The sequence below is a fragment of the Lentzea sp. NPDC054927 genome (assembly GCF_053610285.1).
In genome coordinates, this window is record NZ_JBSGXZ010000029.1 from 1 (window position 1) to 17,398 (window position 17,398).

Consider the following 17,398-nt stretch of genomic DNA (forward strand, 5'->3'; position numbering starts at 1 on the left):
CCTGGCGCTCTGCGTGTGGGGGTGTGGCGCGCCCGGGGGGGGCCGGTACCGCCACCACCCCCCTCCCCCTAACCCCCAACACCCCCACCCCCCCCCCCCCACCCCCGCCCCCCCCGCCCCCCCCCCACGTCCGGGAAGTGCTCCTCCCACTGCGCGGAGGTCAGGGGCGCCGGGTTCCGCTCGCACAACCGGGCGATCGACCGCTCGGCGCCCACCTCCCACAGCCTGATCGTGGTGTCGTTGCTGCCGGACGCGAGGTAGCTGCCGTCCGGGCTGAACGCGAGCGACGGCACCGGGGCCTCGTGCCCGGAGTACGTCGTTTCCAGCCGTGGCCGCGCCGGGTCGGTCACGTCCCACAGCCGCACCTTGCCGTCACCGTGCGAGGTGGCGAGCCGGGTGCCGTGGAACGCCGCCGAGTAGGCGACGTCGGTGAACCCGCCGAGCCGGGCGACCTCGCGCGATGTCGAGGTGTCGATCAGGCGCACGGCCGAGTCGCCGATCGCGGTGACGAGCAGTCTGCCGTCGCCGCTGAACCCGCCCGCCATCGCGGCGTCGCCGCCGCCGGGGAACGGGATCTCTTTCAACGCGCGCCGATCGGTCGCGTCGAACAGCCGCGCTTCCCCGCGTCCGCCCGCGACGAGCCTGGTGCCGTCGGGGCTGAAGCCCACCGCCCACACGGACGCGTACCAGTCCGAACGGCGGAAGAGCTCCTGCGGTGCGGCGAGATCCGTGACGTCCCACACCGTGAGGGTGTGCGCCGAGCCGACCGCCAGGGCCCTGCCGTCCGGTGTGAACGCGAGCGAGACATTCGCCGTCTGGTGGTCGCGCGGCTGCAGTCTCACCGACAGCACGGGAGCGGCGGGGTTCATGACGTCGTACAGCCGGGTGTAGCCGTCGTCGCTCGCGACCGCGAGCCGCGTGCCGTCCGGGCTGAACGCTAGGAAGCGGACGAACGCGGTGGCGTCGCTGATCCGCGCGATCGGCTCCCGCGTGCGCCGCGCCGTCATCCGCCACAGGAACACCGTGCCGTCCCAGCTGCCGCTCGCGAGCACCTGGCCGCCGGGGTGGAACGCCACCGAGGAGACGATGTTCTCGTGGCCGATCAACGGCAGCTCCCGCATGTCCTGCAGGCGCAAGGTCTTGGGGGCGTCGTCGATCACCAGGGTCGTGCCGTCGCCGGTGAACTGGCCGGTGAAGACGCCGCCGGGGATCGTGCCGAGCAGGCGCGGGCTACCGCTCAGCGCGACCTCGGTGACGCTCCACAGCCGTGTGGTTTCGTCACCTGTGGTCACGAACGTCTTGCCGTCAGGCGAGAACGACACTCCCCACACGATCGCCTTGCTGCCGGTGAGCGTGGCACGGGACCGCGGCGCGGCCAGGTCGCTCACGTCCCACAGCCTCGCGACGTGGTCCCAGCCTCCGGTGCCGAGGGTCCTGCCGTCCGGGCTGAACGCCAGCGACTCGACCGGCTGCGTGTGGCCTGCCAGCTCGCCCTGCCGCGACGGGGTGCCGTCCAGCGACCACAGCGTCACGGTCGCGCCGGTCACGATCGCGACGGCGCGGCTGTCCGGGCGGAACACGGCCCGCGTCACCTGGGTGCCGTTCCCCGCCAGCGTCTGCGTCAGCGCGGGCTTGGCGGGGTCCGTGACGTCCCACAGCCGCGCGGCGCCGTCGTCGTGGGCGGTGAGCAGGAGTGTGCCGTCCTCGTTGAACACCGCCGACCTCAGCACGGTGGTGGAACCGAGTTGCCCGGCGAGCCGCGGGTTGCGCGGGTCGGTGGTGTCGAAGAACTTGACGGCGTTGCGCCCGGTGACAGCGAGCAGGTGGCTTTGCCGGCCGAGAGCGATGCCGCCCGGCTCGTAGTCGAACTCGACGGTGCTCAGGTGCGCGGGCCGGTGGTTGTCCGTGATGTCCCACAGCTTCGCGGTCCGGTCCACGCTGACGGTCGCGAGCGTGGTGCCGTGGATCGCGACGGCCGGGATGTCCGACGAGTGCGCGGCGAGCCGGGTGAAGTAGGGGCCTGAGGGCGTGCTCGCCAGGTTGTCGCTGGTCTCGGTGTTGTCGGCGAGCTGGTGGGCGGACAGGCTGAGCTGGGCCGAGAGCTGGGAGTCGAGTGGTTGCACCGCCTTCGCGTCGGTCACCGCCTTGCGCGCGATGGCGATGTTGCGCTGGGTCGTGGCGTCGCCGGAAGCCCGGATCGCGTACCCGACGGCTGTGACGGCGAGGACGAGCAGCACGGTGAGCAGCGCGACGAGCTGCCGCAACCGGCGGGTGCCGCGCCGGGCGGTCTCCTGTTCGGCCTCCTCTGCCTCGATGCTGGCGTCGAGGAACCGGCGTTCGCGCGCGGACATCTCGTCGGCGTCGCCCGTCGCCCACTCACGGGCCAGTGCGAGCCGTACGCCCCGATAGAGCGCGCCGGAGTCGCGGTTCAGCGACTCCCAGGTCGCGGTCGCCTCGGTGATCTCGTGGTGGACGCGCAGACCGTCGCGGTTCGCCGTGAGCCAGCCGGACAACCGCGGCCACGACCGGATCACCGCCTCGTGCGTGAGGTCGACGCAGGTGTCGTCGAGCGTGATGAGCCGTGCGCGCGCGAGATGGTCCAGTACGAACAACGTGTCGTCGTCGTTGTCGAGGCTCTCGCGGTTCACGCGACGCTTGGTGTCCTCAGTGCCCTCGCCCAGTGCCGTCAGTCGCAGGAAGATCTTGCGCGCGATCGCCTGCTGCTCGGCGTCCAACGCCAGATACGCGGCCTCGGCGCTCTGGGCCAGCGCGTGCCGGACGCCGCCCGTCTCCTCGTAGCCCGCCACGGTCAGACGCGTGCCACGACGACGACGCCACGTCTCCAGCAATGCGTGCGAGACCAGTGGCAACGGCGCGTGTTCGGCCTCCAGCACCGACACCAGCGCGCCCTCGACGGTGTAGCCGGCCCGCAACGCCGGTTCGGTGATCGCCCGCCGCAGCTCCTGCGGGCTCATCGCGCCGACCAGGATCTGCGCGTCGTGCAACGCGTCGACCAGCGCAGGATGGCGGCCGCAGTGGCCGTAGAAGTCGGAACGGACGCCGATGACGACCTTCCGGCCGGCCGCAGCGGTGTTCGCAGTGGTGTTCGCGGTGGTGATCGCGTCGATGAACGCGACCCGCTCGTCCTCGTCGCGGCAGAGGGTGAAGACCTCCTCGAACTGGTCGATCACCACGAGCTCGGCGGTCGTGCCGCGCCACAGCGCCATCGGATGCGGACCGGGGGAGAACACATCAGCGGGCCGCGACGCGACCAGACCGGCGAGCAACAGCGACGACTTACCGGAACCGGAAGCCCCGAAAACGCCCACGAATGGACGGGCACTCACCTTTTCGAGTAGTTGTGCGACGAGCTTTTCCCGGCCGAAGAACCGGCGTGCGTCCTCTGCCTGGAAGGCGCCGAGGCCGAGGTAAGGCGGTTCCCGTTCCGGATCGGCGGGCTTCGCGCCCTCGGCCACCGCGTGCCATCTTCGCCTCCATTGTTCGACGTCACCGCCGCAGGCGTGCACGTATGCCGTGGTCACGGCCAGGCTGGGCAGTTTCCGCCCGCTCGCGGCCTCGGAGAGCACCGTCACCGAATAGTGCGCGGCCTTGCTGAGCTCGCGGTAGGTCGGCTTACCTGCTTTCTCGCGCAACAATCTCAAGTCCGCGGCGAACCTGAGCAGCTCGTCATCGTCGGAATCCAGCGGGCGCTCGGGTCTCGGCACTCGCCGGATTGTTCTCCTGTTGTTTGTTCGGCGTCCAGTCAGCGGAACCGAACAACGCGTTCGCCCTAGAAAGAACGCATGAACGGTGACATTCGCGACCTGCTGGCCGAGCCTCGCAAACCCGACAACCCGCCCCCGGACCCGAAAACCTAGCCGTCGACGTCGAGGTCCACTGGCTCGCCCCTGATCGCGGTGACGGAACCGCCGGTCTGCGCGGCGAGCCAGACTTCGAACGCCTCCGGGTCCTTCGTCAGAACGGTGAAGGTGACGTCACGCCCGTACTCGGCGTCTGCGACGTGGTACCCGGCCGCGCGCAACGCGTTCTCCAGCTTCCCCGCCTGATCGTGGTCCACGGCCAGAAGCACGGTCTCGTGCCGTTCACGGGTCAGCGTGCCGAGCGCGTCAATGGCCTCCGACACGGCCCGTCCGTACGCCCGGACCAGGCCACCGGCGCCCAGTTTGATGCCGCCGTAGTAGCGGGTGACGACGACAGCGGTGTCCACGAGATCCCGCCGTGTCAGCACTTCCAGCATCGGCACACCGGCGGTACCAGCGGGTTCGCCGTCGTCGGACGAGCGCTGGGTGTCAGCGGTGCGGAACGCCGTGCAGTTGTGAGAGGCCTGCCAGTGCTCTTTGCGGATCCGGGAGAAGAACTCGGAAGCTTCCTGGTCGGAGGCGACGCGGGCGACGTGGCACAGGAACCGCGACCGCTGGATCTCGATCTCGTGCGTGCCGTCCCGCTTGATCACCTTCACCGCTCGATTGTCCGCCGCCGCTCAGCTTCGCCGAACAGGGCGTCGAGTTCGGCCGGCGGCACCTCCTCCAGCTGTTCGAAAGTGCAGTCTTCAGCAGCTTTGTCGGAGCGGAACCGCACGAGCCGTGCGGTGTGCCGGAACCGTCCGCCCTGCACGTGCTCGTATCGCACCTCGGCCACACGCGACGGATCGAGCAACACGATCTGAAGCTGCTTCTCGGGGTTCCACCGACTGTTCATGCCAGGACCCTCGTACGTCGCCCACGCGCTCCACGGGTGTTCGGCGGGGTTGAGCAGCGGCTCGAGCTCCTCGACCAGCTCCCGCCGGCGGACCGCGGTGAAGCTGCTCGCCACGCCCACGTTGCGCAGTTCGCCGTCCTGGTAGAGCCCGAGCACCAGCGATCCGACGCTCTCGCCGTCCTTGTGCAGGCGATATCCCGCGACCACGCAGTCGGCCGTCCGCTCGTGCTTGACCTTGAACATCACCCGCTTGTCCGGCTCGTAGACGCCGTCCACGGCCTTGACCATCACCCCGTCGAAGCCCGCGCCCTCGAACCGCGTGAACCAGTCCTGCGCCACGTCCGGGTCCGTCGTGGACGGGGTCAGGTAGACGCCGGGGATCTCGGTGACGACCTCCTCCAGCTTCTTGCGCCGCTCACCCAGCGTCAACCCGGTGACGTCGGCGTCGCCGCACGCCAGCAGGTCGAACGCCACGAAGCTCGCCGGCGTCTCCACGGACAGCTTGCGCACGCGCGACGCCGCCGGGTGCAGGCGCAGCTGGAGCGTGTCGAAGCTCAGCCCGTCCGGCGTGACCAGCACGATCTCGCCGTCGACCACGCACCGCGGCGGCAGTGCCTCCTTGAGCAGCTCCACGACCTCGGGGAAGTACCGGGTGAGCGGCTTGTCGTTGCGCGAGCCCAGCTCGATCTCGTCGCCGTCGCGGAACACGATGCAGCGGAAGCCGTCCCACTTCGGCTCGTACGCGAGACCGTCCGCGCGCGGCAGGCCGGGCACGGACTTCGCGAGCATCGGCTTCACCGGCGGCATCACGGGCAGGTCCACACCCGGACCCTAGGCCGTGTCTGGCTCCTCCGTTCGATGAGAGTCACGTCTGAGCGGGTCTGTGACGGTGCCGCCGCGCCTTCCTCATACCGGGTTGTATTTGGGAGGCGCGGCGGTGCCGTCACAGACCCCCTCAGGCGCGACTATCGCGGACGAGAGGGGCCAGACACGGCCTGCTCAGCGCAACGACACCGCGAGCTTTTCGAGTTCGCGCACGTCAGCGTCCATCCCGTCGTCCTCGGGGATGGCCAGCGCGATCGGCCGCCGCAACGTCACCGAGCCCGTCCGCCGCGTCTCCAGCCCGGCGCGCAGCCGTTCGGCGAGAGGCAGTTCGTCCGGCGTCTCGGCGACGTACGGGCTGATCCGCACCAGCCCGTCCCGGCACTCGATCACCCGCCGGTAGTAGCGCCGGTGCACGCCCCGCAGCGAGAACGCGTCGCGCTTCGACGGCACCCGGTGCAGCGCGTCCTCCGGGAACGACTGGTTCAGCAACGTCCACAGCGGAGCGAGCCGGTGGTAGGTGCGCAGGTGCCGCAGCCACAGCCTCGTCGCCGCGAACCGCATGGCGGCGATCGGGTAGACGACCCCGACCACGATCAGCAGCACGCCGGGCAGCAGGAACCAGACGGCCGTGGTCAGCAGCCAGCGGGGGAGCGGTTCGCCGAAGTAGCGGGAGATGTTCGACGACACGAAGATCGCGTCGGCCGGCACCAGCAGCCCGAGGCCGGTCGAGGTGATCAGCAGGCCCCTGCGCAGCCGCGGGTCGGCGCCGCGGGCGTAGCGGCGGGCCCAGACGAACATCGCGGCGAACCCGTAGAGCAGGTAACCGTTGCCCAGCGCGTAGAAGACCGTGATCGCGAGGACGCCGGTCGGGCCGCCGCCCAGCGAGTTCGGCACGCGCGCCGCCGCCACCCGCAGGTCGTCCGGGATCGCCAGCACCGCCCACGTCATGACGGAGATGCAGAGCACGAGCGGCGCGAGCTGGAACAACGCGTGGCGCTGGGCTTTGGCGTCGTCGAGCGCGGAGAAGATGAAGAAGCAGATCAGGCCGTACACGCCGACCTGCAGCATCGCGTGCTGGATCAGCTGGCAGACCATCGGGTCGAGGCCGAGGAACCACCGCCCGTCGGCCGCCGCCCGCCCGAACGGGTACCCGAGCGCCCAGCCCGCGACGAGACCGGTGACGCTGCGCAGCCGGGGGTCGTGGGGCCGGCGCACCAGCAGGTAGAGCATGACGGCCAGGGCGGAGAACGCGACGATGCCCTGGGTTTCCTTGAGGTACTGCATCTACAGCCACCCGATCCGGTCGGCGAGCGAGGATGCCATCCGGCGGGCGGGGCCCTCGGCGTTGCGCGGCGCGACCTTGTCCAGCACCGATGCCCACTCGAGGATGATCGTCGCGACCGTCTCGGCCTCACGCTCGTGCGCGCTGTCGTAGGAGGTGCGCCTCAACGCCCGTCGCACGGCGTCCGGTTCCAGATCGGGGTACAGACCCGAAAGCAGGTCGTCGTCCTGCTCGTCACTGGTGTGACCAGCCAGAACGTGCCCGAGCTCGTGCAGGATGATGTGGTTCTGGTGCGCCTTCGACGTCTCCTGCTGGTACAGGATGTAGTCGGCCTTGGCGGTGGCGATCCACACGCCGTACGGGCCGGGCACCGGGATCGGGTGGGCGACCAGCCGGATCGGTTTGCCGCGCTGCTCACCGACCCTGCGGCAGAGCTCCTCCACGTCCAGCGGAGGGTGGATGTCCAGCTGGTTCAGCAGGCGGCGGCACCGCTTGCGCAACTCCCGTTCGGCCACGAGTCATCCTTCGCCGCGCTCGGCCTGTTCCTGTCGGTAGACGACGTCCAGCAGTTCCATGACGAGGCGGCGGCGGTCGGGGGACAACTCGCCCGCGCGCATCGCCATGAGTTGCGCGTCGCTGCCCGAAGCGATCTCGTTGAGTCTGCTCTGCTCGTCCTGCAACGACTTCAGCTGCTCGTCGACGCGGTCGGTGACCTCGTCGTCGAAGAAGTAGCTCACGGGCACACCGAAGAAGCCTGCCAGTGCCTGCAAGTGCTTGAAAGTCGGGTTGTCCTTCTTGGCCTTGCGCAACTGCCAGATGTAGCTCTGGGAGATGGTGACGCCGGTGTCCGCGATGGCGGCGGCGACCTGCTCGTTGCTGTACTCCTGGCCGGAACGGGCGGTGTGCCGGGCGAAGAGGTGGTTCAGCTTGTCAGCCAGGGACCGTTCCCCCGCCATCGCCGGCTCCCCCCGTTGCTCGCAGTGAGCGTCTCCACCCATGGAAAGGGCTATCTGGGTGACGGGATTTTCACCAGTTGAAAGCCCGTCAACCGCCAACATAGACTCATCTCCGTGCCTGTCTCAACTGCGGAGGGCGGGAGGAGGCGGCTGTCATGGCGCTTGCCGAACGACAGGGAACCTTTCACCGAACCGTGATCGACGTCGTCTACAAGACCATGGACCAGCTCGCGCAGACGGACTCGCCCAACGAGGTCTTCGAACTGCGTGAACAGCTGCGTGCCGCGCTGCCGTGGTGGCGAGGACTGCTGCGGATGCACGAGCCGAACGAGCGGCACCGGTGCAAGTCGTGCCGCGCCTGGTACGGGCGGCACCGTGCGTGGCCATGCCCCGTGTGGCGAGATGCGGTCTCGGCACTGCACCAGCTCAACGACATGTACGGCTTCCTGGCCTCGTCCCACCCGGTCTCCAGGGAGCGGAGACCGGGGGAACGAGTCACCGTGACCGGGCCTCAGCTCAGCCGGAACGCCTGAGCGGCCGAGCCGTTGCAGGTCGCCTGGATCAGCTGCACACCATCAGCGGTGGTGGCCGGCGCGCTCAGGCACTTGCCGGAGTGGCGGGCGGTCAGCGTCGAGTAGCCGTCGGCGCCGGTGGTGACGCGCCACTGCTGGTTGGTGCCGCCGCCGTAGGTCCAGAGGTGGACGCCCGCGCCGTCCGCGGTGGACACGTTGCTCACGTCCAGCGCCTTCGACGGGTCGTTGCGGTACTCGAGACGGGAGTAGCCGTCGCTGGTCGCCACCGCGCGGAAGTTCTGCGCCGTGGTCGAGTTGCACGCGTACTGCTGGATGACGGTGCCGTTGTCGAGGCCCGCGGCGCGCGCGTCGGTGCACTTGCCGTTGCCCTTGTTGACGACCGTCTTCCAGTCGGGCTGCGGCTGGGGAGTGCCGCCGCCGCCCAGCCAGAGCAGGCTGTCGATGAGGAAGTTGTTCTGCGTGGGCGACGCGAACGTGGACGAGGTCGGGCGGTTGTTCGGGTAGTCCATCGCGTTGTGGCCGAAGTTCGCGTAGACCATCTTGAAGTTCTTGTTCGACCACATGATCGGGTAGTAGCCGCTGCGCCACTGCTGGTTCGGGTCGGTGCCGAGCGGGAAGCTCGACGGGTCCACGCTCGCCAGGATCTGGATGTCCGGGTTCGTGCGCAGGTCACGCGACCAGCTGTACCACTCGCTGACCGCCGAGGTGAACTTCTCCGGCAGACGCACGGTCGACGGGTGCGTGCGGGTCTCGACCTTCAGCACCGCGGTGGTCGGGCCCCAGGTGTTGCTGACGAAGTTCCCCTTGCCCAGGAACGTGTTGTGGTACCAGGACCACTCGTTGGCGTTCTGCGTGAAAGCGCTGACGTGGAAGCCGAAGAAGCCGCCGCCGGCCTCCATGTAGCGCTGGAACCCGGCTCGTGCGGAGGCTCCGGTGGGCGCGTCGTCGAGGAAGACGACGACCTGCGCCTGGGCGGGGGTCAGGTTGTTGAGGCGGTTCCAGTCCTTGGTCGCCTCGTAGGTGAAGCCGTTCTCCTGACCCGTGCGGGTCAGCCACGGGTTCGCCTCGTTGACGAACGCGATGTGGGCGGCGTCCCAGGTGCCGTTGTAGAACGCCAGCACCTTGAACGGGGCGGCCTGGGCCGGTGCCGTGACGGTGACCGGGAACAGTGTCGCGGCGAGAATCGCCAGCAACGCCAGCAGTTTTCGAGCCATGCGGGCACACACCTTCATCTCGCAGGGTTGCGCGCCCGAAGATCATCGTAAAGAAGGTCTAGACCTGTTGGGGACCGGGACGTTCACAGAATTCTTTTGCGCCACAACATGATCCCGCCGAGCACGGCCAGGCCGCCCAGCGCCGCTACCACGGCCGATATGCCGAACCTCGTTGCGCTGGAAGGAGGTTGTTCGGCGCTCGACGCAACGGGAACGGGCCGCGGCGTGCTCGACTGCGTCGCGGAAGGCTTGGCCGAACTGGACGGAACGGACGGCGCGGCCGGTGCGGCCTGCGCCTGCGGTGCCGGTTTTTGTTGCGGTGCAACCGTTGCGGGTGCCCGTGCGGGAGCGGCCGGTGCGATCTCGACGTCCGTGCACGAGTAGTACGTGTCCGGCGTGTCGGTGTTCTGCCAGACCGTGTAGATGAGGTGCCGCCCGGTCCGGTTCGCCGGCAGCTGGACCTTGAACGCGTAGGAGCCGTTCACCAGCGGGGGAGAGGGCACGTTCAGGAACTGGTCCAGGTCCGCCCATCGCAGCGGGCGTGTCGGCGAGTAGCCGTCGCGGGTCACGTAGAACCGGAACGAGCCCTGGTGCGGGATCGTCGCCCGGTAGGTGAAGCCGGTGCTCTTGAGCTTCGTCGCCGGCCACTCCGCGGACGGCAGGTCGAGCCCGGCGTACTTCGCGAGCCCCGCGCTGCACAGCTTTCCGTCAGGGACCTTCGACTCGTCCTGCCCCCGCACGTCCGGCAGCCGGATGTTGTCCCAGTCCTTGGACGGCAACCCCGCCTGAATCGCGCTGCGGCACGGCGAGGATGATGCTGTCTGCTGACCTGGTGAGCACAGAAAAGCCCTGCTCGCGGGGTCAGTGGGCGCGCCATGGGCGTGCGCGGGAACCGCGGAGAGCATCATGAGCAGCGTCAGTACGCCCACAAGGCGAAACACGAGCACCTCCCCTGTCTTTCTAGGGGTACGCGTGCCAGACCCGAGTCGTTCACGGAAGATGTAATGTCATGTCCTTCGCTGATGAGGTGTCCGCGGCCGCAGCCCGGCTCGGTGGAGTCGCGCGCACGACGCCGCTAGAGGTGAACCAGCGGCTGTCGGAGCGCACCGGGGCGCGCGTGTGGTTCAAGCGCGAGGACCTCCAGGTCGGCCGCTCCTACAAGCTGCGCGGCGCCTTCAACCTGCTGTGCCAGACCGAGTTCGCGTTCGGTGGCGCGGTCTGCGCGTCGGCCGGCAACCACGGCCAGGGCATGGCGTACGCGTGCCGCCGCCTCGGCATCGAGGGCCGCGTGCACGTCCCCCGCACCACGCCGCGGCAGAAGCGCGATCGCATCTCCGCCCTCGGCCAGGGCATGGTGCAGCTGATCGTCGACGGCGACACCTACGACGACGCGGCCGCCCTCGCCAAGGAGTACGCGCAGACCACCGGCGCGACCCTGGTCCCGGCCTTCGACGACCGCCGCACGGTCGCCGGTCAGGGCACCGTCGGCCTGGAGATCGTCCAGCAGCTCGGCGGCGCGCCCGACGTGGTCGTGGTGCCGGTCGGCGGCGGCGGGCTGCTGTCCGGTGTCGGCACGTGGTTCAAGGAGCGTTTCCCGCGCACCCGCATCATCGGCGTCGAACCGGCGGGCGCGGCGAGCATGATCGCCGCCATGCAGGCGGGCGGCCCCGTCACGCTGCCCGAGGTCGACTCGTTCGTCGACGGCGCCGCGGTCCGCCGCGCCGGTGAGGTGACGTTCCCGATGGTGCGCGACAGCGGCGCCGAGCTGCTCAGCGTGTCCGAGGGCGCGGTCTGCACGGAGATGCTGGAGCTGTACCAGATCGACGGCATCATTGCGGAACCCGCGGGCGCGCTGGCCTCGGCCGCGCTGCTGGAGGAGATCTCCGTGGCACCGGACTCGACGGTCGTGTGCCTGCTCTCCGGCGGCAACAACGACGTCTCGCGCTACGCCGAGATCGTCGAGCGGTCGATGATCCACCGCGGCCTCAAGCACTACTTCCTGGTCGAGTTCCCGCAGGAGCCGGGCGCGCTGCGGCGGTTCCTCGACGAGGTGCTGGGCAAGGACGACGACATCGTGCTGTTCGAGTACATCAAGCGCGACAACCGGGAGACCGGCGCCGCGCTGGTGTGCATCGAGCTCGGCCGCCGCGAGGACTACGACCTGCTGTGGGGCCGGATGAAGGAGTCCCCGTTGAAGATCCAGCACGTGGCCCCTGGCTCGACCGCGTACCGCTTCCTCATCTGATCCGTTGTCCGGACGGGGAGATACCGGGCACCCCTGTTCGGGGTGCCCGGCACCGGGTGGGGTGTTACGGCTTCGGCGGGCAGACCTTCCAGGCGAAGTGGTAGGTCGTCTCGATGGACCCGTCGGTGGAGTCCATCGCGATGAAGCTGGTGACCTTCTTCGGGTCCGAGGTGCCCTTGTCCACGCGCAACTCGGTGTTGATGTTGAAGTTCCTCTTCTCGCCACACGGGTGGTAGACGATCGAGGCCACGTCGGTCGTGTCGGTCGCCTGCCAGTCGTCGCTGAACGGGCCGCGGTAGTTGTGCTGCCGGAACTCCGTCTGCGACATGCCCTGGAAGTAGTAGTTGGCCTTCTCCAGGGCCGTGGCGCCGCGCTCGAGGTGCGCGAAGCCGCGGTAGTCGGTGGACGCGATGCCGTAGGTGAAGCCGGACGGCACGTTGACGCGGAGGTTCAGCTGGCAGTTCTTGCGGAAGTCGGTCGGCTTCGCCTCCGGCCCGACCTGCGCCATGAACTCGCTGTAGGTGACGGTGAACGCCTTGTTGTCCGGGCTGACGGCGACCGCGGCCGTTCCCGCTTTGCAGCCCGACCCGTTGATGGTCACGACGTCGATGGTGATGATCTCCGGCGGAGGCGTGTCGCCGGGGGCGCCTCCTGGCGGGATGATGATGGTCGACAACGCGAGCGCGGCTGCGGCCACTGTGTTGAGCATGGGGCACCTTTCCGACTGGGGATCAACGATGAACAGGCGGCGGCATGTGGTGCCGGGTGTGTCAGCAGCGCTTCCAGGAGAACTGGTACTTCGTGCTGACACTGCTGTCCGTCGAATCCATCGTCATGAAGCTGTTCGCTTTGGACGACGAACCCGCGTTGACGCGCAGCTCGGTGTTGATGTTCAGGTGCCGGACTTCCCCGCACGGTGCGTAGATGATTTCCGACACCGTGGCGCGGTCGGTGGCCTGCCAGTTGTCGCTCTTCGGGCCGTAGAAGTTGTGGGTGCGGCTCGAGCTCTGCGACATGCCCTGGAAGTAGTAGTTGCCCTTTTCCGTACCCGTCGCCCCTGACTGCAGATTGGCGAATCCGCGGTAGTCCGCCTGGGCGATGCCGAACGTGAAGCCCTGCGGATAGCTCACTCTGATGTTGAGCTGGCAGTTCTTGCGGAAGTCGGTCGGCGACGAGCCCTGGCCGGCCTGGGCGAGGTACTGGCTGTACGTGACCGTGAACGCCGTGCGGTCGTCCGCGGCGGCGACCGCGGCGGTGCCGGCTGGGCAGCCGGATCCGTTCACGGTGACCACGTCGATCGTGACGAAATCAGGAACATCGGAAACCGCGTTCGCCGGCGCGGTGAGGACCGCGGTCAGCGCGAGGGCGGTAGCCGCCACCGATTTCAGCATGGCCAGCCTTTCTTTCCAGAAGTGTGGTACCGGCGGCGGAAGTCAAACGATATCGGAAACCCTGTGTTGCGAAGGGCCACCGAATGGGTGACTGAATTGCTCGGCAATACTTGTGGAAATGCAGGACTAATTGCATGCCCCGAAATTCCGGAGCATGCGCGAACCATGCTCACCCACGGTGAGGCGAATTAACCTGACGATTGCCTGACGATCGTCACGCACTGGTCCGTCCGAGTGATGCAGGCTGACAGGAAACAAACTTTACAGTAGGAACTTCAGGTGTCCGCCGCCCCGGACAAAAGGGATCACATGCACAGGACTGGGCGCACACTCACCATCTCGGCCGCCTTGCTCGCGGGCCTCCTGCTACCGGCGGTGGCATCGGAGGCGCAGGCCGGATGGGCGCATCAACGCAAGATCACCATCGACACCACGGCCGCGGGAGCGAACGTGCCGGGCGACGTCAAGGGCTTCCCGGTGCCGGTGAAGCTCGACGCGTCGAACTTCGACTTCGGCCAGGCCAAGCCGGGCGGCGCGGACGTCAGGTTCGACGACCCGGCGGGCAGGCCGCTGCCGTACGAGATCGAGAAGTGGGACGCGGCCGCCAAGCAGGCCGCGATCTGGGTCCGCACCGACGTCAAGGGCAACGCCACCCAGGCCATCACGCTGAAGTGGGGCAACCCGGAGGCGTCGTCGGAGAGCGACGGCACCAAGGTCTTCCCGAAGGCCGACGGCTGGGTCACCACCCACCACCTCGCCGAGAAGGGCGCGGCGAACGGTTACCGCGACTCCGCCGGCAACCTCAACGGCAAGGGCGTCAACATCACCGGTGACGCGACCGGCACCGGCGTGGTCGGCAACGCGCTGTCGTTGACCAGGGCGAAGAGCGAGTACGTGCTGCTGCCCGGCAGCGAGACGAGCGGCCTGTTCAACCCGTTGCCCTCCAAGGGCACGTTCTCGATCTGGTCGAACGCGAAGACGCACCCGGCCGCGTACATCGCGATGTTCGCCAAGGGCGAGACGGGCTTCCGCATCCACTACTTCGGCGAGGGCGACCAGACCGAGCCGTGCATCGACGTCGCGAACTACGACTGGTGCCCGCTGCCCTCCGGCGCCTACACGAAGGTCAAGAACAACACCTGGTACCACTTCGTCTTCGTCATCGACAAGCCGAACGCCTACTACTACATCAACGGCAAGCTCGAAGTCGGCAAGACCGACACCAACGCCTGGAAGACCACCGGCACCGAGCCGGTGACCATCGGCAACAACGAGAAGACACCGGGCAGCAACAGCCGCAAGCGCTCGTTCGACGGACTGCTCGACGAGGCCAGGATCCTGTCCGTGCCGAAGGACAAGAACTGGGCGAAGCTCGACTTCGAGTCCCAGAAGCCGGGCTCGAAACTGGTCAAGCACCAGAAGTGAGCCATCGCCCGTGATCTGGACCGCCCTGGGAAGAAGCACTCCTCATCGGATGTTGATACTGATGACTTCGTCCAACCCCGATGAGGAGTGCGCCTGATGGCTCCCGACCAGCTGACCGTCTACTCGACCTCGTGGTGCGGCTACTGCCGGATCCTGAAGAGCTCGCTCGACCGCGAAGGCATCGAGTACGCGGAGATCAACATCGAGGAGACGCCCGGCGCGGCCGATTTCGTGATGAGCGTGAACGGCGGCAACCGCACGGTGCCGACCGTCCACTTCCCGAACGGCAAGGCGCTCACCAACCCGTCGCTCGCGCAGGTGAAGGAACAGCTCGCCGTCAACTGAATCCTGGGGCAACTGAACCCTGCGTCAACTGAACAGCTGATCGGTCGTCGACGCACCGTCCAGCGCCTCGCGGATGATGTCCGCGTGCCCGGAGTGCTGTGCGGTCTCGCGCAACACGTGCAGCACGATCCGCCGGACCGACCAGGGTTCGGGATTCGGGTCCCATGGCGCGGAAGGCATCGCGATCAACGCGTCCAGCGAAGCGGCGCGCACGGCCTCGTCGGTCGTGCGCGCCGCTTCGGCGTAGGAGGAGAGCAGTTCCTCGAAGGAACCGCCTTCCCAGACGTACTGATCGGTGTCGAGCATGCCGTCCGGCGTGCCGGGCCGGCCGGTGATGATGTGCGTGTAGGCGCGCTCACCCTGGACGAGGTGCTTGAGCAATCCGCCCAGGGTGAGCTCGCTGACCGTCGTGCGCTTCCGGGCATCGGCCTCGGACAGGTCGCGCATCGCGATGCGGAAGACCCTGCGCTGGTCGTCCAGCATCTGCAGCAGTTCGTCGTGCTCCGTCGTCATGCGGCCAAGCTACGACCGAACTAGGACGGATCGAGTCCTAGTTAGCAGTAGAGGTTCGCACCGGCGGGAACGCCGAGGATCCCGACGAACTGCTGGTACTTCGAGACGCGGCTCTGCACCTGTCCCGGGTTGCCGCCGTTGCACTCGAGCGAACCGTTGATGCTGCGGATCGTCTCGCCGAACCCGTTGCCGTTGACCATGGCGTTGTGCCCGGTGATGGTGCCCGGCCCGGTCTGCGTGTTCCAGTACCAGAGGCCCGTCTTCCACGCGATCGGTGCCTGCTGCTCCACCAGCCACGGGTTGTTCAGCAGGTCGATGCCGAGTGCGTCGCCCGCAATCTTGTAGTTGAAGTTCCACGACAGCTGGATCGGGCCGCGGCCGTAGTAGTTGCCCGCACCGGCGGGACATCCGTACGGACGGCTCCAGTCGCAGTACGTTCCCGGCGAGATCTCCCTGATGTAGACGAGACCGCCGGTCTCGTGCGAGACGTTCGCGAGGAACGCCGCCGCTTCCTGCTTCGACACCGTGTCGCCGCCGGTCTTCGCGAAGGCGGGGTACGCGCTCATGGCCTCGACGAGGCCGCTGTAGGTGTAGAAGCTGTTGCGGGACGGGAACATCTGGTTGAACTGGGCTTCGCTGACGACGAAGTTGCCGCCACCACCACCGCCGCAGTTGTACGGCTCCCAGAACCACGTGGAGATCGTCGGGTCGTAGCCGGGGTTGTCGTGCTCGGCGATGTAGTAGGAACCGTTGTACCGCACGATGTTGCCGGTGACGTACGCCCTGCCCGCGACCCAGTCCGTGGCGGTGGCGCAGGTGCCGCCGCCGCCACCTCCACCGCCGTCACAGCTCGTCGGCTCCCAGAACCAGGTGGAAACCGTTGGGCTGTAACCGGGATTGTCGTGCTCGGCGATGTAGAAGTTGCCTTCGAACTTGACGATGTTGCCGGTGTAGTACTGCCGGCCCTGCACCCAGTCGGTGTACGTGCAGGCCTGTGCGGACACTTCTGCCTGCGCGGATACTTCCGCCTGTGAAGACGCGGTCGGTGCGATGACGGCCATTGCCGCCATCACACCAGCCGCGATAGACGCCAAGATGCGTTTTCTCAGCAAGGTCACCCACTCCTGGAGTCTGTGCGCCCGGAGAATCACGGATGTGAACAACGCTGAGATTGGCACCAGTGGTCCAGACCAGTCAAGGGTCTAGACCTGTCATGTCACATTGGTCAGCAATACAGATTGGCGCCCTGTGCCACGCCGATGATCCCGGTGAACTGGCGGTACTTCGACACGCGGCTCTCGACGGCGCCGGGGTTGCGGCCGCCGCACTCCAGGGATCCGTTGATGCTGCGGATCGTCTGGCCGAAACCGCGCGAGTTGACCATGGCGTTGTGCGGGGTCATGGTGCCGGGACCGTTCTGCGTCATCCAGTACCAGATCGCGGTCCGCCACGAGATGGTCGCGTTGGACGACACCAGGTTCGGGTTGCCCAGCAGGTTCTGGCCGAGGTAGTCGCCGGCCGCCTTGTAGTTGAAGTTCCACGAGAGCTGGATCGGGCCGCGGCCGTAGTACATCTTCGGGCCGGCCGGGCATCCGTAGGGCTGGCTCTCGTCGCAGTAGTCGCCGTTCTGGTTGATCTCCTTGATGTACACGAGCCCACCGGTCTCGTGGGAGACGTTCGCCAGGAACGCCGCCAGCTCCTGCTTCTTCACCGTGTCGTTGCCCTGGTTCGCGAACGAGCCGAACGTGGCCATCGCGGACTTCAGGCCGCTGTAGGTGTAGAAGCTGTTGCGGGACGGGAACATGCTCTTGAACTGCGCTTCACTGATGATGAACTGCGCTGCCGTCGCCGGCTGAACGAACGTGAAGACGCCGATCAGCGCGACGAACAGGGCGGCGGCGCGTGTCCTGAACATGGGACCAACTCCTCGGAGTGTCAGGGCGCCCACTG

At 67.8% G+C, this 17,398-nt stretch carries 17 protein-coding genes; 4 read left to right on the forward strand and 13 right to left on the reverse strand.

The features are described from left to right. Positions 1–68 precede the first annotated feature (68 nt). The 6 genes from ACWGE0_RS30250 to ACWGE0_RS30275 all read right to left on the reverse strand — a co-directional run bounded on the left by ACWGE0_RS30250 (position 69) and on the right by ACWGE0_RS30275 (position 7,782). Positions 69–3,725, reverse strand: a complete 3,657-nt coding sequence (locus ACWGE0_RS30250; protein ID WP_452264299.1) for an nSTAND1 domain-containing NTPase — start codon at positions 3,723–3,725, stop codon at positions 69–71. A gap of 149 nt (positions 3,726–3,874) precedes the next feature. Further along, a complete protein-coding gene (locus tag ACWGE0_RS30255) occupies positions 3,875–4,480 on the reverse strand; it encodes a YigZ family protein (protein WP_452264300.1) in 606 nt (201 codons plus the stop codon). Next, a complete protein-coding gene (locus ACWGE0_RS30260) occupies positions 4,477–5,541 on the reverse strand; it encodes an ATP-dependent DNA ligase (protein WP_452264301.1) in 1,065 nt (354 codons plus the stop codon). Before ACWGE0_RS30260 ends, ACWGE0_RS30255 begins: the two co-directional genes overlap by 4 nt. A 177-nt stretch (positions 5,542–5,718) precedes the next feature. Next, positions 5,719–6,828 carry an MAB_1171c family putative transporter gene (locus ACWGE0_RS30265; RefSeq protein WP_452264302.1) on the reverse strand — a complete coding sequence of 370 codons (1,110 nt, stop codon included), beginning with the start codon at positions 6,826–6,828 and terminating at the stop codon, positions 5,719–5,721. Next, positions 6,829–7,341 (reverse strand): hypothetical protein, encoded by a 513-nt coding sequence (locus ACWGE0_RS30270; protein ID WP_452264303.1) that lies wholly within the window; start codon positions 7,339–7,341, stop codon positions 6,829–6,831. A 3-nt stretch (positions 7,342–7,344) separates the two neighbouring features. Beyond that, positions 7,345–7,782, reverse strand: a complete 438-nt coding sequence (locus ACWGE0_RS30275; RefSeq protein WP_030475574.1) for a helix-turn-helix domain-containing protein — start codon at positions 7,780–7,782, stop codon at positions 7,345–7,347. 194 nt (positions 7,783–7,976) lie between these two features. Here ACWGE0_RS30275 and ACWGE0_RS30280 point away from each other — a divergent pair, with 194 nt between their 5' ends. Further along, positions 7,977–8,315, forward strand: a complete 339-nt coding sequence (locus ACWGE0_RS30280; protein ID WP_452264304.1) for a hypothetical protein — start codon at positions 7,977–7,979, stop codon at positions 8,313–8,315. Here ACWGE0_RS30280 and ACWGE0_RS30285 read toward each other — a convergent pair. Together ACWGE0_RS30285 and ACWGE0_RS30290 are read right to left on the reverse strand one after the other, a co-directional pair. Continuing rightward, the gene (locus ACWGE0_RS30285; RefSeq protein ID WP_452264305.1) at positions 8,294–9,529 is read right to left on the reverse strand and encodes a ThuA domain-containing protein; all 1,236 of its coding nucleotides are present in this window, start codon (positions 9,527–9,529) and stop codon (positions 8,294–8,296) included. The two genes, ACWGE0_RS30280 and ACWGE0_RS30285, sit on opposite strands and share 22 nt — an antisense overlap. 83 nt (positions 9,530–9,612) lie before the next feature. After that, positions 9,613–10,470: a lytic polysaccharide monooxygenase auxiliary activity family 9 protein gene (locus tag ACWGE0_RS30290; protein WP_452264306.1), complete on the reverse strand. Its 858-nt coding sequence runs from the start codon at positions 10,468–10,470 to the stop codon at positions 9,613–9,615. A gap of 68 nt (positions 10,471–10,538) precedes the next feature. On the opposite strand from ACWGE0_RS30290, the gene ilvA reads away from it, so the two are divergent. After that, complete coding sequence (gene ilvA / locus ACWGE0_RS30295) at positions 10,539–11,774, forward strand: threonine ammonia-lyase IlvA (protein WP_452264307.1); 1,236 nt, start codon at positions 10,539–10,541, stop codon at positions 11,772–11,774. 64 nt (positions 11,775–11,838) lie between these two features. Here ilvA and ACWGE0_RS30300 read toward each other — a convergent pair whose 3' ends face one another. Continuing rightward, positions 11,839–12,483: a DUF4360 domain-containing protein gene (locus tag ACWGE0_RS30300; protein WP_452264308.1), complete on the reverse strand. Its 645-nt coding sequence runs from the start codon at positions 12,481–12,483 to the stop codon at positions 11,839–11,841. 61 nt (positions 12,484–12,544) lie between these two features. Continuing rightward, positions 12,545–13,165, reverse strand: coding sequence for a DUF4360 domain-containing protein (locus ACWGE0_RS30305; RefSeq protein ID WP_452264309.1), 621 nt, complete (start codon positions 13,163–13,165; stop codon positions 12,545–12,547). A 309-nt stretch (positions 13,166–13,474) separates the two neighbouring features. Between ACWGE0_RS30305 and ACWGE0_RS30310 the strand changes: the two genes are divergently transcribed. Both ACWGE0_RS30310 and ACWGE0_RS30315 read left to right on the forward strand, forming a co-directional pair. Further along, positions 13,475–14,590: a DUF2341 domain-containing protein gene (locus tag ACWGE0_RS30310; RefSeq protein WP_452264310.1), complete on the forward strand. Its 1,116-nt coding sequence runs from the start codon at positions 13,475–13,477 to the stop codon at positions 14,588–14,590. A 96-nt stretch (positions 14,591–14,686) separates the two neighbouring features. After that, positions 14,687–14,935, forward strand: coding sequence for a mycoredoxin (locus ACWGE0_RS30315; RefSeq protein ID WP_452264311.1), 249 nt, complete (start codon positions 14,687–14,689; stop codon positions 14,933–14,935). Positions 14,936–14,959: 24 nt separating this feature from the next. Here ACWGE0_RS30315 and ACWGE0_RS30320 read toward each other — a convergent pair whose 3' ends face one another. From ACWGE0_RS30320 to ACWGE0_RS30330, 3 genes are all read right to left on the reverse strand, one after another. Continuing rightward, positions 14,960–15,448: a DinB family protein gene (locus tag ACWGE0_RS30320; RefSeq protein WP_452264312.1), complete on the reverse strand. Its 489-nt coding sequence runs from the start codon at positions 15,446–15,448 to the stop codon at positions 14,960–14,962. A gap of 41 nt (positions 15,449–15,489) precedes the next feature. Further along, positions 15,490–16,509, reverse strand: coding sequence for a glycoside hydrolase family 19 protein (locus ACWGE0_RS30325; protein ID WP_452264313.1), 1,020 nt, complete (start codon positions 16,507–16,509; stop codon positions 15,490–15,492). Between the two features lie 164 nt (positions 16,510–16,673). Continuing rightward, a complete protein-coding gene (locus ACWGE0_RS30330) occupies positions 16,674–17,363 on the reverse strand; it encodes a chitinase (RefSeq protein WP_452264314.1) in 690 nt (229 codons plus the stop codon). Positions 17,364–17,398: the final 35 nt, after the last annotated feature.

Coding starts and splice junctions, on each gene's coding strand:
- ACWGE0_RS30315 (WP_452264311.1), top strand. CDS start 14,687: ATGGCTCCCGACCAGCTGACCGTCTACTCGACCTCGTGGTGCGGCTAC.
- ACWGE0_RS30305 (WP_452264309.1), bottom strand. CDS start 13,165: ATGCTGAAATCGGTGGCGGCTACCGCCCTCGCGCTGACCGCGGTCCTC.
- ACWGE0_RS30275 (WP_030475574.1), bottom strand. CDS start 7,782: ATGGCGGGGGAACGGTCCCTGGCTGACAAGCTGAACCACCTCTTCGCC.
- ACWGE0_RS30285 (WP_452264305.1), bottom strand. CDS start 9,529: ATGGCTCGAAAACTGCTGGCGTTGCTGGCGATTCTCGCCGCGACACTG.
- ACWGE0_RS30300 (WP_452264308.1), bottom strand. CDS start 12,483: ATGCTCAACACAGTGGCCGCAGCCGCGCTCGCGTTGTCGACCATCATC.
- ilvA (WP_452264307.1), top strand. CDS start 10,539: ATGTCCTTCGCTGATGAGGTGTCCGCGGCCGCAGCCCGGCTCGGTGGA.
- ACWGE0_RS30330 (WP_452264314.1), bottom strand. CDS start 17,363: ATGTTCAGGACACGCGCCGCCGCCCTGTTCGTCGCGCTGATCGGCGTC.
- ACWGE0_RS30325 (WP_452264313.1), bottom strand. CDS start 16,509: ATGGCCGTCATCGCACCGACCGCGTCTTCACAGGCGGAAGTATCCGCG.
- ACWGE0_RS30265 (WP_452264302.1), bottom strand. CDS start 6,828: ATGCAGTACCTCAAGGAAACCCAGGGCATCGTCGCGTTCTCCGCCCTG.
- ACWGE0_RS30310 (WP_452264310.1), top strand. CDS start 13,475: ATGCACAGGACTGGGCGCACACTCACCATCTCGGCCGCCTTGCTCGCG.
- ACWGE0_RS30320 (WP_452264312.1), bottom strand. CDS start 15,448: ATGACGACGGAGCACGACGAACTGCTGCAGATGCTGGACGACCAGCGC.